At 59.3% G+C, this 14,435-nt stretch carries 13 protein-coding genes; 12 read left to right on the top strand and 1 reads right to left on the bottom strand.

Features of this window, described 5'->3' with window-relative positions; all coding sequences use genetic code 11:
• The first annotated feature begins 15 nt into the window (after nt 1–15).
• The 5 genes from aroC (at nt 16) to LQ945_RS06200 (ending at nt 3,673) form a co-directional block, all read left to right on the top strand.
• Nucleotides 16–1,101, top strand: a complete 1,086-nt coding sequence (aroC, locus tag LQ945_RS06220; protein ID WP_044552710.1) for a chorismate synthase — start codon at nt 16–18, stop codon at nt 1,099–1,101.
• Nucleotides 1,102–1,105: 4 nt separating this feature from the next.
• Nucleotides 1,106–1,933, top strand: a complete 828-nt coding sequence (mepA, locus tag LQ945_RS06215; protein WP_270102522.1) for a penicillin-insensitive murein endopeptidase — start codon at nt 1,106–1,108, stop codon at nt 1,931–1,933.
• Nucleotides 1,934–1,936: 3 nt separating this feature from the next.
• Complete coding sequence (locus LQ945_RS06210) at nt 1,937–2,737, top strand: sulfite exporter TauE/SafE family protein (RefSeq protein WP_262241443.1); 801 nt, start codon at nt 1,937–1,939, stop codon at nt 2,735–2,737.
• Between the two features lie 65 nt (nt 2,738–2,802).
• Nucleotides 2,803–3,360, top strand: a complete 558-nt coding sequence (locus LQ945_RS06205) for an elongation factor P hydroxylase (protein ID WP_269935901.1) — start codon at nt 2,803–2,805, stop codon at nt 3,358–3,360.
• Nucleotides 3,361–3,391: 31 nt separating this feature from the next.
• The gene (locus LQ945_RS06200) at nt 3,392–3,673 is read left to right on the top strand and encodes a YfcL family protein (protein WP_044552706.1); all 282 of its coding nucleotides are present in this window, start codon (nt 3,392–3,394) and stop codon (nt 3,671–3,673) included.
• A gap of 46 nt (nt 3,674–3,719) precedes the next feature.
• Here the strand turns inward: LQ945_RS06200 and mnmC are convergent, their stop codons facing one another.
• Nucleotides 3,720–5,744, bottom strand: a complete 2,025-nt coding sequence (gene mnmC, locus LQ945_RS06195) for a bifunctional tRNA (5-methylaminomethyl-2-thiouridine)(34)-methyltransferase MnmD/FAD-dependent 5-carboxymethylaminomethyl-2-thiouridine(34) oxidoreductase MnmC (RefSeq protein WP_270102521.1) — start codon at nt 5,742–5,744, stop codon at nt 3,720–3,722.
• Between the two features lie 170 nt (nt 5,745–5,914).
• Between mnmC and fabB the strand changes: the two genes are divergently transcribed.
• The 7 genes from fabB (at nt 5,915) to LQ945_RS06160 (ending at nt 14,416) form a co-directional block, all read left to right on the top strand.
• Nucleotides 5,915–7,129 (top strand): beta-ketoacyl-ACP synthase I, encoded by a 1,215-nt coding sequence (fabB, locus tag LQ945_RS06190; protein ID WP_044552704.1) that lies wholly within the window; start codon nt 5,915–5,917, stop codon nt 7,127–7,129.
• A 213-nt stretch (nt 7,130–7,342) separates the two neighbouring features.
• Nucleotides 7,343–7,564, top strand: coding sequence for a hypothetical protein (locus tag LQ945_RS06185; protein WP_270102520.1), 222 nt, complete (start codon nt 7,343–7,345; stop codon nt 7,562–7,564).
• Between the two features lie 203 nt (nt 7,565–7,767).
• Nucleotides 7,768–8,190 carry a hypothetical protein gene (locus LQ945_RS06180; protein ID WP_270102519.1) on the top strand — a complete coding sequence of 141 codons (423 nt, stop codon included), beginning with the start codon at nt 7,768–7,770 and terminating at the stop codon, nt 8,188–8,190.
• Between the two features lie 68 nt (nt 8,191–8,258).
• Entirely contained in the window at nt 8,259–8,582 is a 324-nt protein-coding gene (locus LQ945_RS06175) for a copper-binding protein (RefSeq protein ID WP_262241447.1), read from the top strand.
• Nucleotides 8,583–8,592: 10 nt separating this feature from the next.
• Complete coding sequence (locus LQ945_RS06170; RefSeq protein ID WP_270102518.1) at nt 8,593–9,852, top strand: TolC family protein; 1,260 nt, start codon at nt 8,593–8,595, stop codon at nt 9,850–9,852.
• Nucleotides 9,849–11,300 carry an efflux RND transporter periplasmic adaptor subunit gene (locus tag LQ945_RS06165; protein WP_270102517.1) on the top strand — a complete coding sequence of 484 codons (1,452 nt, stop codon included), beginning with the start codon at nt 9,849–9,851 and terminating at the stop codon, nt 11,298–11,300. Before LQ945_RS06170 ends, LQ945_RS06165 begins: the two co-directional genes overlap by 4 nt.
• Nucleotides 11,297–14,416: an efflux RND transporter permease subunit gene (locus LQ945_RS06160; protein WP_270102516.1), complete on the top strand. Its 3,120-nt coding sequence runs from the start codon at nt 11,297–11,299 to the stop codon at nt 14,414–14,416. The genes LQ945_RS06165 and LQ945_RS06160 overlap by 4 nt, the downstream gene beginning before the upstream one ends.
• Nucleotides 14,417–14,435: the final 19 nt, after the last annotated feature.

The following is a 14,435-nucleotide window of genomic DNA, read 5'->3' as shown; positions in this document are numbered from 1 at the left end:
GGGTAAGGAGCCGCGATGGCAGGAAACAGTATTGGGCAGATTTTCCGCGTTACCACATTTGGTGAATCTCACGGTGTGGCGCTGGGATGTATCGTAGACGGCGTACCGCCGGGTATCCCGCTTACCGAAGCCGATCTGCAGCATGACCTGGACCGTCGCCGTCCAGGCACCTCTCGCTATACCACTCAACGTCGCGAACCGGATCAGGTACGCATTCTTTCCGGCGTGTTTGAAGGGGTGACCACCGGTACCAGCATTGGGCTGATGATAGAAAACACCGATCAGCGTTCACAAGATTACGGCGCCATCAAAGACGTGTTCCGTCCGGGACATGCGGATTACACCTACGAGCAGAAATACGGCGTACGCGATTATCGCGGCGGTGGGCGTTCTTCGGCTCGTGAAACCGCGATGCGCGTTGCGGCTGGGGCCATTGCCAAGAAATACCTGCTGCAAAAATATGGCGTTCAGGTGCGTGGCTATCTGGCGCAGATCGGCGACGTGGTCTGCGAGCTGAAAGACTGGGAGCAGGTCGAACAAAACCCGTTCTTCTGCCCGGATCCCGACAAATTGGAAGCTCTCGACGAACTGATGCGCGCGCTGAAGAAAGAGGGCGACTCCATTGGCGCCAAGGTCAGCGTGATTGCCGAAAACGTGCCGGTGGGTCTTGGCGAGCCGGTGTTTGACCGCCTCGACGCGGATCTGGCGCATGCGTTGATGAGCATCAATGCGGTGAAAGGCGTGGAAATCGGTGACGGTTTCGCGGTGGTCAACAAGCGCGGCAGCGAAAACCGTGATGAGATCACCCCGGAAGGCTTCCAGAGCAACCATGCGGGCGGCATTCTTGGCGGCATCAGCAGCGGTCAGCCGGTGGTGGCCCATCTGGCGCTGAAACCGACCTCCAGCATTATGGTGCCGGGCAGAACCATTAACCGTCAGGGCGAAGCGGTGGAGATGGTCACCCGTGGCCGTCACGATCCTTGCGTAGGCATCCGTGCGGTGCCGATTGCTGAAGCGATGATGGCGATTGTGCTGATGGATCACCTGCTGCGCCAGCGTGCGCAAAACGGTGATGTGGTCTCTAACGTTCCACGCTGGTAACCCCATGAAAAACTGGATATTGGGCATCTTTGTCCTGATGGCTTCGGGCTCCGCCCTGGCGTTGACGCCGTGGCAGAAGATTGACCACCCGGTGGCCGGCGCGCCGCAGGCGGTGGGCGGTTTTGCCAATGGTTGCATTATCGGCGCTCAGCCGCTGCCGCTGAACTCACCGGATTATCAGGTGATGCGGCCCGATCAACGCCGCTACTTCGGCCACCCGGATCTGCTGGCGTTTATCCAGCGCCTGAGCAGCAAGGCCAGCCAAAGAAATTTGGGCACGGTGCTGATCGGCGATATGGCGATGCCTGCGGGCGGACGCTTTAGCAGCGGCCATGCCAGCCATCAGTCCGGGCTTGATGTCGATATCTGGTTACAGTTGCCGCGCCAGCGTTGGAGCGCGCAGCAGTTGCTGAAGCCGCAGCCGATCGATTTGGTTTCCAGCGACGGCAAGCAGGTGGTGGCTCGTCAGTGGCAGCCGCAGATTGAATCGCTGATCAAAGCGGCGGCTCAGGATCAGGAAGTGACGCGCATTTTCGTTAACCCGGCGATCAAGCAGCGTCTGTGTCTGGATGCCGGTGCCGACCGCGACTGGCTGCACAAGGTGCGTCCGTGGTTTGGTCATCGTGCCCATATGCACGTGCGACTGCGCTGTCCGCCAGGCAGCCTGGAATGTAAAGAACAGGATACGCCGCCGCCGGGCGACGGTTGCGGCGCCGAGCTGGCAAGCTGGTTTGTGCCGCATCAGCCGAGCGCCAAACCGGGTAAACCGGTGCCGCCGCCGTTACCGCCTACCTGTCAGGCTTTGCTGGATAACCATTTCGCTGCGGAATAATAAATGGATTGGTTCGTCGTTGGCCCCGAGATGCTCGGGGTTTTGTTTGTGGTGGCGTTACTCGCAGGCTTTATCGACTCTATCGCCGGTGGCGGCGGGCTGTTAACCGTACCGGCGCTGCTGGCGGTGGGGGTTCCCCCGGCGCAGGCGCTGGCGACCAACAAGCTGCAGTCGGTGGGCGGGTCCCTTTCTGCCAGCCTGTATTTTATCCGCCGACGGGCGGTCGATCTCAACGATCAGAAACTGACCATTTTTCTGGCCCTGATCGGTTCCGTTGCCGGAGCGGTGCTGGTGCAGCACATGCGCGCCGATCTGCTGCGGCAAATGCTGCCGTTATTGGTGATCGGCATCGGTCTGTACTTCCTGCTGACGCCGCGTTTGGGGGAAAACGATCGGCAGCGCCGTTTAAGTGCCTTGCCGTTCGGGCTGGTGGCCGGTGGCTGCGTCGGTTTTTACGATGGCTTCTTTGGGCCCGGTGCCGGTTCCTTTTATGCGCTGGCCTACGTGACGCTGTGCGGTTTTAACCTGGCCAAATCCACCGCGCACGCCAAGGTGCTGAATTTCACTTCCAACTTTGGCAGCCTGGTGTTGTTTATCATCGGCGGCAAAGTGCTGTGGGGCATTGGCCTGGTGATGCTGGTTGGGCAGGTGCTCGGTGCGCGCCTGGGGGCTCACATGGTGATGACCCGCGGGCAAAAGCTGATCCGACCGATGATCGTCATCGTTTCTCTGGTGATGAGCTGCAAGCTCTTGTACGACAACCACGGTGCTGAAATTCAGCAGTGGCTGGCCCTGCATATTTAGCATGCTAAAAGAGCGGCAAAATGAAATAATTACCTCTTTATTTTTGTGGTTATTGGATTTTATTTATGTCAGACACACAGGCTACCCATCAATACGAGCAACTGATTGAAATTTTTAATCAGTGCTTCAGCGATGAATACAACACGCGACTGGTCAAAGGCGACGATGAGCCGATCTATTTGCCGGCCGACGACCAACTGCCGTACCACCGCATTGTCTTTGCCCACGGCTATTACGCCAGCGGCATGCATGAAATCTCGCACTGGTGCATCGCCGGCGAAGAGCGCCGCAAGCTGGTGGATTTTGGTTACTGGTACTGCCCGGACGGGCGAGACGCGCAGACGCAAAGTGAATTCGAAGCGGTGGAGATAAAACCGCAATCTTTGGAGTGGATGTTCTGCGTCGCCGCCGGTTTCCCGTTCAACGTCAGTTGCGACAACCTCAACGGTGACTGCGAGCCGGATCGCATTGCCTTCCAGCGCAAAGTTCGCGAACGGGTGCTGCTGCTGTTAGAGCAGGGAATACCCACAAGACCTGCGCGCTTTATTCAGGCGTTACAATCGTTTTACAATACGCCACCGCTGGCGGCGGAGCATTTTCCCTATCCGGAAGATCTCAATTGATCGCCAGTTTGTTATTTAATGAGGAAATTTGATGATCGCAGAATTCGAAGCGCGCATTTTGGCGCTGATTGATGACATGGTAGAGCACGCCAGCGATGATGAACTGTTTGCCGGTGGCTACCTGCGCGGTCATCTGACGCTGGCGGTGGCTGAAGTGGAAGAGCTGGGCGAACACACTGCCGAAGCGCTGAAGGCGCAGGTGGAAAGCAGCCTGCATAAAGCCATTGCCGCCGGTGAGTTGTCACCCCCCGATCAGGCGTTGGTGTATGGCATGTGGGAAAATCTGTATCAAACCGCACTGCCGACTGCCTGATATTTCTGCCACAGGGCGCAGTCGACCGCGCCCTGTGAGACTTTCTTCAAACTACCGCACGTCCCTTCAGCAATTTTCTTACCCACATCCGATTCGGATTCAATGCCGCCAACGTCTCTGCATCGCCAGGCAAGGGTTCGCCAAACAGCTGCGCCGCCAAAATCTCTGCCGCCAGTGGGGCCGAGCATAACCCGCGAGAGCCTAACCCACCTATCACAAACAGATTGGGGTAGCTCGGCGCATTGGCGATAGCTTCACCGCGCTGGTATTGACGTTGCAGATCCTGGTACTGCGTTAGCGTGGCCTGGTAGTCGGGCACTGCGCCTACCATTGGCAGGTGATCGCGAGTGGCGCTGCGTACGCCGCAGCGTGCCTGGCGGTCGCTGACGTCTACCTCCAGCGGCCAGGTTTGATCCGGCAGGCAACGCAGCAGGCGAGCCCGATTTTCCTGCTGCTCTTCTTCGCGGTATTCGGTGGCGGTCTCGCCGCGCTGGTAGCTGGCGCCGATACAGTGCTGCTGGTTATTGGCATTCACCGGCGTCAGGTAGCCGTCGTAACACAGCACCTGCTTCAATGCACTCAGCTGCGGCGTGGTAGGAATATGGGATACCTGACCGCGCACCGCATAAACCGGCAGCGCTTCACTTTGCGCCAGTTCGGACAACCGGTGGCCGTTGGCCAGAATGACCGTCGCATGCTGCCGAATTTCACCCTGGCCAAAGCTGAGCTGCCAACCTTTCTCATTGGCGGTCAGGGCGCTGAGCACCGACTGATAATGGCAGCTCATTCCCTGACGTTGCGCCAGCGCAATTGCACTGCGCGTCAGCTCGGCCGGACACAGCCAGCCTCCCTGCGGATAATTAATGCCGCCAAAACCGCTGTCGATGCCGCACAGGGCACTGAGCGTTGCGCGGTCGGCCGGCATGGCGAGTGCCTGCGGCCATTCAACCGCCAGCATCTTGGCAATTTTCCCGGCGCTCTTCTCGTCAAAGGCCAGTTGGCTTACACCGCACCACTGATGGTCGAATTCCACGCCCTGTTGCATCAGCGTATCGTATTGGCGGCGGGCGAACGGAAAGGCGGCGCTGAAGAAATTTTCCAGCGCATCGGCCCGGCCGTTCAACAAAGGGTAGAGTGCGCCCTGGCGGTTGCCCGATGCCCCTTCGCCCGGCTGTGGATCTGCACAATACAGCGTGACTTTTGCGCCGCGTCGCAACAGGGCGAGGGCGGTTAACGCGCTGGCGACGCCACCGCCAACAATAGCGATATCTTCGGTATTCTCCGCCGCCGGGCGCAGTAGCCAGGGGGCCGGATGGGCGATATCGGGCACATCGGCAGGCAACTCGCCGATCAGCATTTCGCGCTTCTGGCCGAAGCCTTTGGTTTTAGTGACATCAAACCCGGCCTGCTGCAACCCGCGACGCACGAAGCCTGCGGCGGTAAAGGTGGCAAGGCTGCCGCCCGGCCGGGCAAAGCGCGCCATGGCGGTGAACAGCTGCTCCGTCCACATATCCGGGTTCTTTGCCGGGGCGAAACCGTCGAGGAACCAGGCGTCGATTTGGCGGTTCATGCTGGAGTCGAAGTGGGGCAGCAACGCGTTCACGTCGCCAAACCACAAATCGAGCGTGATGCGCCCTTCGGCCAGCAGCAGGCGGTGGCAGCCCGGCAGCGGCAACGGCCATTGAGCGCGTAACTCATCGGCGTAAGGTGCCAGTTCCGGCCAGCGGGCATGCGCCGCCGCCAAATCGGCCTGCAGCAGCGGGAATTTTTCAAAGCTGATAAAGTGCAGGCGCTGGAGCGGGGCGTCCGGCATTGCCGTGCGGAAACCGGCAAAGGCCTGCCACAGCGTCAAAAAGTTAAGCCCGGTGCCGAAGCCGGTTTCCGCCACGATAAACAGCGGGCGAGGGTGCTCGGCAAAACGTGGCGGCAGTCGGTTGCCCCTGAGAAACACATAGCGGGTTTCTTCCAGCCCATCCTGATTAGAAAAGTAGACGTCATCAAACTGTTTCGAAACAGGTGTACCCTGTTCATTCCAGGATAACGCTGCGGTTTGGATCGGGGCGTGGCTCACGGTTGGTTGCTCGTAACTCAAGGGGTGACGGGATTCTAACGGCGCTGGCGCTATGGCGCAAACTGGATAAGAATAAAGCTGAAAAACGCTGATCGGACTTGTTCGGCGTACATCTGTACGCTAAAGTGCGATGCAAAATCCCGAATGTAAAATTGTGGAAGAGGTATTGAATGAAACGTGCAGTGATTACTGGCCTGGGAATCGTCTCCAGCATTGGTAACAACCAGCAGGAGGTCCTGGCGAGCCTGCAGGAAGGTCGTTCTGGGATCACTTTCTCCCAGGAGCTGAAAGATTCCGGCATGCGTAGTCACGTATGGGGCGATGTTAAACTGGACACCACCGGTCTGATTGACCGTAAAGTGATGCGCTTTATGAGCGACGCGTCCGTTTATGCCTATCTTTCCATGGAAGAAGCCATCAAGGACTCAGGTCTGGCTGCCGATCAGGTTTCCAACGATCGCACCGGTCTGGTTGTTGGCTCAGGTGGTGGTTCTCCGCGCAACCAGGTTGCCGGATCCGACGGCATGCGTGCCAAAGGCCTGCGCGGCGTTGGCCCGTACATGGTGACCAAGGCTATGGCTTCAGGCGTTTCTGCCTGCCTGGCAACCCCGTTCAAAATTCGTGGCGTTAACTATTCCATCAGCTCCGCCTGCGCAACCTCTGCACACTGCATTGGTCACGCGGTTGAACTGATCCAACTGGGCAAGCAGGACGTAGTCTTTGCCGGCGGCGGCGAAGAGCTGTGCTGGGAAATGGCCTGTGAGTTCGATGCGATGGGCGCACTGTCCACCAGCTACAACGACACCCCTGAAAAAGCTTCCCGTACTTACGACTCTGCGCGTGACGGTTTCGTCATCGCCGGTGGCGGCGGTATGGTGGTGGTTGAAGAACTGGAACACGCTCTGGCACGTGGTGCGCACATCTATGCTGAAATCATCGGCTACGGTGCGACCTCCGACGGTGCCGACATGGTGGCTCCATCAGGTGAAGGCGCGGTGCGCTGCATGAAGATGGCGCTGCAAGGCGTTGATACCCCAATCGACTACATGAACGTTCACGGCACCTCCACGCCGGTGGGCGACGTGAAAGAGCTGGGTGCCATTCGCGAAGTGTTTGGCGACAACACCCCGGCCATCTCATCCACCAAGGCCATGACCGGTCACTCACTGGGTGCCGCGGGCGTGCAGGAAGCGATCTACAGCCTGCTGATGGTTGAACACGGCTTTATCGCACCGAGCATCAACATCGATAATCTGGATGAGAAAGCCGCGGGCATGAACATCGTGACTCAGCCAACGCAACGCGAGCTGACCACCGTGATGTCCAACAGCTTCGGCTTCGGCGGTACCAACGCCACGCTGGTGATGCGTAAACTGCAGAAGTAATTCCTTGCCCTCAAGGCGCAGGATCAAGCCCGCATTTTTGCGGGCTTTTTATTGCCTGTAATCCCCCGCTGACGCGCCGCTAGGAGTTATCCCAAATTACATCTCCTGACGGATCATTAACGCTTTGTTCAGCCTTTTGCGCATACAATGGCTCAATAGCGCGAATATCACTCGGCGTAGCGTTTCAGAGTGATCGAACATTGAGGCAAGAGTATGAAAAAGTTAATTGCGGTTGGTTTGCTGTCGGTCATTCTGGCTGGGTGCGCGACTGACTCACCTTGTGTCCCGGTCTATGACGATCAAGGCCGTCTGGTACACACCAATACCTGCATGAAAGGCACCACGCAGGACAACTGGGAAACCGCTGGAGTCATCGCCGGTGGGGCAGCGGCAGTTGCCGGTCTGACGCTGGGGATTATCGCGTTAACCAAATAACCCCGGTCGATGAATTTCTCCCGTATAAAGCCCAGCCCGCGCTGGGCTTTTTCTTTGCAAGGCGTACCGTCAGTTGATTGAAGTCATGGTATTTATATTTCTGGAGTGCCGACGGGTAACGCTTTGTCAGCGGATGTAAATTCCATTCCTGCGCCCGGTCAGGGCCGATATACTCCCGCTATCTCACACTCTGGAACGATCTGATGTCGGCTTTGGCGTCCATCTCCTTATCCATGCACCGCCTGCGCTTTGCTAAAAAGCGGGCCTGCGCATGGTTATTGATGGTCAGCTGGCTGTTGTTGAATACTCAACTGGCGTTGGCCAGCCACAACTGCAACCTGCAGTTCAGCGGTGAAGCGCCGATGGCTCAGCATATGATGCATATGCAAAACAGCGTGCCGTCGCAGCAGCAGATGCAGACCCAAGAGCCGCTGTGTGAGAAACACTGCGTTCCGGAGTCAGCCCAACAGGATCACAGCAATCTGACGTTGGCCGCGCTGCCTATCAGCAGTGAGTTGGCCGTTATTGCGCCTTTCCCATCACCTGCCGTTTCGTCCGCTACCTGGCAAACGCCCCCGATAACAGGCCCGCCGGCAGAGATTGTTTTCTGCCGGTTCCGTGAATAGCTCTGACAACCGCTTTGCCGTCCCCGACGGTTTTCCGCGTTTGTTAACTATTTTATGGAGTACCCGTTATGCGTAATGTATTTGCTGCCGTAGTGATCGCCCTGTTTTTCTCCTTTAGCGCCAGCGCTGCCGATAAGGCAATGCAGGATCCTGCCGCAAAAACTGCCGTTGAAATCCACAGCCAGGGCGTCGTCAAAAGCTGGGATGAGCGAAAGGTGTCTATCGCGCACCAGGCCATTCCTGCGCTCAGTTGGCCGCCAATGACCATGAGCTTCCTGCTCCCTCCATCGCCTTCATTCCCCGTATTGCCGGTGGGTACCACGGTTGATTTCAGCTTCCTGCCGATCGACGGTGGTTATCAGCTGATCGCCATCGCCGCCACTCGGCCATAACGGAGGCGTTATGACCATTATCCTTTCTCACCCTTTGCGGGTGGGCTGGCTGCTGCTCGCCTGTTGGGCACCGGCCACCCTGGCTGCGAGTCTGACGCTGCAACAGTCATTGACGGCGGCCGAAGGTTATTCGGCAGAGTTATCCGCCAATCGGCATCAGGTTGACGCCTTGCAGAACATGGCGGATTCGGCAATGCAGTTGCCCGATCCCAAGCTGAAGTTCGGCATTGAAAACGTGCCGGTGCAGGGCGGAAACGCTCAGCGTTTTACCCGCGAAGGCATGACCATGGGGCGAATCGGCATCATGCAGGATTACGTCAGCAGCACCAAACGCCAGCGTAAATCGGACACCCTGCGCGCCGAAGCCAGGCAGACAGATGCAGGCAGTGCCACCCTTCGGGCCCGTTTGCAGCAGCAAACCGCACAGGCCTGGCTGGCGCTGGCGTTGAGTCGACAAACCCTGCGGGATACCTCGGCTCTGGTGACGGAGAGTGAACGTCAGATTACCACGCAGCATGCTGCCGTAGCCGGGGGGGGAGTTCCGGCTAGCGGGGTGCTGGATGCCAGGCTGACGCTGCTGAGCATGCAGGACCGCATCAGCGAGGCGCAGCGTGATGTTGCTGTCGCGCAGGCGCGCCTGACGCAGCTGACCGGCCTGTCTGCGACGGATACCGCCGGAGCCATGCCGCGCTTTGAACGTTTACCGGCGGACAGCGAGGTGTTGCGGCAGGCCATCAGGCAACATCCCGAGGTTGTTCAGGCCAGCCGTGAGGCAGACGTCGCCAGGGCGCGTTCGGCGCAATCAGAGGTGGCGGCGATACCGGACGTCGGCGTCGAGGTGTATTACGGCAAACGTGCCGACGAGTACGAGGATTTGGCCGGGGTGATGTTTACCGTCGATCTGCCGTTGTTCCGCTCGCAGCGGCAGGATAAGGACTACGCCGCTGATGTTTCCCGCAGCATGGAGGCCAGCGATCGGCTCACGTTGTTGATCCGAGATCATCAGGCACAGCTCGATACGCTGTTGGCACAATATCAGGCGGCTCAGGCGCAGTGGCAGCGCCAACAGGGGCAGGTCGTTCCCCTGCAACAACAGCGGGTCACTTTGCTGTTAGCGCAGTACCGCAGCGGTAAAAGCGATTTGTCAGCGGTGCTGGAAGCTCGGCGCGCGCTGCTCGACAGCCGCCTCAGCGCCGGCAAGGCCGCCAGGGAACTGGCGCAGATTTGGGCCGCCATTCGTTATCTTACCCCTCAGGAATCGATGCAATGAAAATACCATTCAAGCTGGCGCTGTTAGCGGCGCTGATCGGCAGTGGGCTGGCGGGATACTGGTTTGGCGCTGCGGGAGACGCGCCCGCACCGGCCGCCAAGAGTGAGCGACAGGTGCTTTATTGGTACGACCCGATGATGCCGGGGCAGCGTTTTGACAAACCGGGTAAATCGCCCTTTATGGATATGCAACTGGTGCCGCGCTATGCCGATGAGGCAGAGCCTGAGGGGGGCGTGACCATCAGCGCCCGGCAGCAGCAGAACCTGGGCGTTCGCACCGAAGCGGCGCAATTGCGTCAACTGGAGCCGCAGCTGAGCGCTTTCGGCAGCGTAGCGACCGATGAACGCGGGGTTCAGATCATCGCAGCCCGAGCCAACGGGCTGGTGGAAAAACTCTACGTGCGTGCCAGCCAGCAACAGGTGAAAAAGGGCGAAGCCCTGGCGCAGCTGTGGATCCCCGACTGGAGTGCGGCGCAGCAGGAATATCTGGCGATACGCAAACTGGGCGACAGCTCACTGACCGCCGCTGGACGTCAGCGGTTGCAGCTGTTGTTTATGCCCGAGACGGTGATCCGCCAAGTGGAGCGTTCGGGCAAACCCGAACCACGCGTTCAGATAGCGGCACCGGAAAGCGGTTTTGTAAATAAGCTGAGCGTGCTCGAAGGCGCTCAGGTAACGGCCGCACAGGGGCTGTTTGAGATAGCCAGTCTCGATCCGGTGTGGATCGTTGCCGATTATCCGCAGGCGCAGGCCGGATTGCTGAAAGTGGGCGATAAGGTGCAGGCCGCCTCCGCCAGTTGGCCGGGGGAAAGGTTTGAAGGCGAAGTGAGCGAACTGCTGGCCAATGTCGATCCGCTGACCCGAACCTTTAAAGCGCGCATCCTGCTGAAAAATCCTCAGCAAAAACTTCGGCCGGGCATGTACCTGCAACTCACGCTGTCGCACAGCAGCCTCGGCCAGCCGGTGTTGGCGATACCGCAGGAGGCGCTGATCGCCAGCGGCGATCGCAATAGGGTGTTGATCGCCGAAGGCAATGGGCATTTCTCACCGGTTGAAGTGGTCGCCGGGCGGATGCAGGATGGCTGGGTAGAAATCAGGCGTGGGCTGAACGCCGGTCAAAGGGTAGTGACCTCCGGCCAATTCCTGATTGATTCCGAGGCCAGCATGCGCAGTGCCCTGCCGCAGATGGCGGCGCAAACCGAGGTGAAACAGTACCAGGCCGAGGGGGTGATCGATGCCGTGAGCGAGAGCGCCATAACGCTGTCCCACGGCCCCGTGCCGGAGCTGCAGTGGCCGGCGATGACCATGGATTTTACCCTGCCGCCGGAGGGATTGCCGACGGGAATCAAACCCGGTGACAGAGTGAAAATCCGCTTTAGCGTCGACGATCAGGGTTCGCATATCAGCCAGTTTTTACCGGCAGACGCTGAGCATGGAGGCCACTTATGATTGCTTTCGTGATCCGCTGGTCGCTGCGCAACCGGCTATTGGTGCTGCTGGCTTCGGTGCTGTTGGCCGGTTGGGGGATCTGGGCATTGCAGAAAGCGCCGCTGGATGCGCTGCCGGATCTCTCCGACGTACAGGTGATTGTCCGCGCCACCTACCCGGGCAAGGCACCGCAGGTGATTGAAGATCAGGTGACCTATCCGCTGACCACCACGTTGCTGTCGGTGCCGGGGGCCAAAACGGTGCGGGGTTTCTCCATGTTTGGCGACGCTTACGTCTACGTGTTGTTCGAGGACGGCACCGATCTGTACTGGGCGCGTTCGCGGGTGCTGGAGGCGCTCAGCCAGGTGCAATCCTCACTGCCAGCGCAGGTAAAGGTGGCGCTGGGGCCGGACGCCACCGGTGTCGGCTGGGTGTACGAGTATGCTCTGGTGGATAAAAGCGGTAAACACAGCCTGGCCGACCTGCGCGCACTGCAAGACTGGACGCTGAAGTTTGAACTGAAAACCGTTCCCAACGTGGCGGAAGTGGCCAGCGTGGGCGGCATGGTACGCCAGTATCAGGTGGTGCTGGACTCGCCCAGCCTGCGTGCGCTGAACATCACTCATCAACAGGTGGTCAGTGCCATTCAGGATGCCAACCAGGAAGGTGGCGGTGCGCTGCTGGAAATGGGGGAGGCGGAGTATATGGTCCGCACCTCGGGCTACCTGAAAAAACTCAGCGACTTTGCCGACGTGGTGATCACCGTGCGTGACGGCGTGCCGATCCTGCTGTCGCAAGTGGCGACGTTGCGCGAAGGGCCGGAGATCCGCCGGGGCGTGGCGGAGCTGAACGGCGAGGGCGAAGTGGCGGGCGGCATCGTCGTGATGCGCTACGGCAAAAATGCGCTGGAGACCATTAACGCGCTGAAGGCGAAGCTGCAGGAGGTTCAGCAGACCCTGCCGCCGGGTGTGGAAATTGTGACAGTCTACGACCGCTCCCAACTGATCGAACATGCGATTGAAACCCTGTCCCACAAGCTCCTGGAGGAGTTTATCGTGGTGGCCTTGGTGTGCACGCTGTTCCTGTTTCATTTTCGTTCGGCGCTGGTGGCGATGATCACGCTGCCGCTCGGCATTCTTGGCGCCTTTGTGGTGATGCATTACCAGGGCGTAAACGCCAATATCATGTCGCTGGGGGGGATCGCCATCGCCATTGGCGCCATGGTGGATGCGGCCATCGTCATGATTGAGAACATGCATAAGGTGCTGGAGCAGTGGCGGCAGCGCCATCCCGGCCAGCAGCCGACGTCGACGGATTATTGGCGCATTTCAGAGCAGGCGGCGGTAGAGGTGGGGCCGGCGCTGTTTTGCAGTTTGCTGATTATCACGCTGTCCTTCATTCCGGTGTTCACCCTGCAGGCGCAGGAAGGCCGCATGTTCTCCCCGCTGGCTTACACCAAAACCTACGCCATGGCCGTCGCTGCGGGATTGGGCATTACGCTGGTGCCGGTGTTGATGGGCTACTTTATTCGCGGCCGCATCCCCGACGAACATGCCAATCCGATCAACCGCTGGCTGATCCGCCTGTACCAGCCGGTGTTGGCGTCGGTGTTGGCATGGCCGAAAACCACGCTGGGGATTTCGTGCCTGCTGTTGCTGTTAACCGCCTATCCGCTTAGCCGGTTGGGCAGCGAATTTATGCCGCAGCTCGACGAAGGCGACCTGTTGTATATGCCATCCTCACTGCCGGGGATGTCGGCGCGCGAGGCCAGCAGGCTACTGCAACTGACCGACAGGCTGATCAAAACCGTGCCGGAAGTGGCGACGGTATTCGGCAAGGCAGGCAGGGCGGAAAGCGCTACCGATCCCGCGCCGCTGACCATGCTGGAAACCACGATTCGTTTCAAACCGCGTGACCAATGGCGACCGGGCATGACCATGGACAAGCTGGTGGCGGAACTGGATGCGGTGGTTAAGGTGCCGGGTATTGCCAATGTCTGGGTTCCGCCGATCCGCAATCGGCTGGACATGTTGGCCACCGGGATCAAAAGCCCGGTGGGCATCAAGGTGAACGGCAATAACATGGCCGATATCGAACGGATTTCCGGGCAGATTGAGCAGGTGGTGAAGCAGGTGCCGGGCGTCACTTCGGCGCTGGCGGAACGTATCACCGGCGGCCGCTACGTGGATATCGATATCGACCGCCAGCGGGCTGCGCGTTACGGGGTTTCGGTGAAAGAGCTGCAATCCATGGTGGCGACGCTGGTGGGGGGCGAAAACATTGGCGAAACCGTCGAGGGCCGGGCGCGTTATCCGATCAATGTGCGTTACCCGCGCGAGGTGCGTGATTCGGTGCAGCAGTTGCAGGCATTGCCGGTACTGACCGCCAGCGGTGGCCAGGTGCCGTTGTCGATGCTGGCCGACATTCGGATTAGCGAAGGGCCGCCGATGTTGAAAAGTGAGAACGCGCGGCTCTCCAACTGGATTTATGTCGATCTGCGTGGGCGCGATCTCAAATCGGCGGTGGAAGAGATGCAGCAGGCCGTCGCGCAGCAGGTCAAGCTGCCGGCCGGGGTGTCGTTGAGCTGGTCCGGGCAGTTTGAATATCTGGAACGCGCCAGCGCTCAGTTGAAAATCGTATTGCCGGTAACGTTGGCGATCATTTTCGTGCTGCTGTTTGTCACCTTCAGCAGCGTACGTGATGCGTTATTGATCATGGCGACGCTGCCGTTTGCGCTGATAGGTGGCGTGTGGCTGCTGTATCTGCTGAACTACAACCTGTCGGTGGCCGGGGCAGTCGGCTTTATCGCGCTGGCGGGTGTGGCGGCGGAATTCGGCGTGATAATGGTGCTGTACTTGAACCATGCGTTGGAAAAACACCGCCAGCCGGGGCAGCCGCTCACGCAAAAACAGCTGATGGATGCCATCACCGAGGGGGCGGTATTGCGGGTTAGGCCAAAAGTGATGACCGTCGCCACCATCATGGCCGGGCTATTGCCGATCATGTGGGGTAACGGTGCCGGTTCTGAGGTGATGCGGCGCATTGCGGCACCGATGATTGGCGGTATGGTCAGTGCGCCGCTGCTGTCGATGCTGGTGGTTCCTGTGGTCTACCTGTTACTGCACCGAAAAGGATAAGCAAGCGGGGCGCCGTTCA

The organism is Serratia liquefaciens (assembly GCF_027594825.1).
Lineage (GTDB): Bacteria > Pseudomonadota > Gammaproteobacteria > Enterobacterales > Enterobacteriaceae > Serratia > Serratia liquefaciens_A.
This window is presented reverse-complemented; position numbering and strand designations above follow the sequence as displayed.

Coding starts and splice junctions, on each gene's coding strand:
- aroC (WP_044552710.1), top strand. CDS start 16: ATGGCAGGAAACAGTATTGGGCAGATTTTCCGCGTTACCACATTTGGT.
- mepA (WP_270102522.1), top strand. CDS start 1,106: ATGAAAAACTGGATATTGGGCATCTTTGTCCTGATGGCTTCGGGCTCC.
- LQ945_RS06210 (WP_262241443.1), top strand. CDS start 1,937: ATGGATTGGTTCGTCGTTGGCCCCGAGATGCTCGGGGTTTTGTTTGTG.
- LQ945_RS06205 (WP_269935901.1), top strand. CDS start 2,803: ATGTCAGACACACAGGCTACCCATCAATACGAGCAACTGATTGAAATT.
- LQ945_RS06200 (WP_044552706.1), top strand. CDS start 3,392: ATGATCGCAGAATTCGAAGCGCGCATTTTGGCGCTGATTGATGACATG.
- fabB (WP_044552704.1), top strand. CDS start 5,915: ATGAAACGTGCAGTGATTACTGGCCTGGGAATCGTCTCCAGCATTGGT.
- LQ945_RS06185 (WP_270102520.1), top strand. CDS start 7,343: ATGAAAAAGTTAATTGCGGTTGGTTTGCTGTCGGTCATTCTGGCTGGG.
- LQ945_RS06180 (WP_270102519.1), top strand. CDS start 7,768: ATGTCGGCTTTGGCGTCCATCTCCTTATCCATGCACCGCCTGCGCTTT.
- LQ945_RS06175 (WP_262241447.1), top strand. CDS start 8,259: ATGCGTAATGTATTTGCTGCCGTAGTGATCGCCCTGTTTTTCTCCTTT.
- LQ945_RS06170 (WP_270102518.1), top strand. CDS start 8,593: ATGACCATTATCCTTTCTCACCCTTTGCGGGTGGGCTGGCTGCTGCTC.
- LQ945_RS06165 (WP_270102517.1), top strand. CDS start 9,849: ATGAAAATACCATTCAAGCTGGCGCTGTTAGCGGCGCTGATCGGCAGT.
- LQ945_RS06160 (WP_270102516.1), top strand. CDS start 11,297: ATGATTGCTTTCGTGATCCGCTGGTCGCTGCGCAACCGGCTATTGGTG.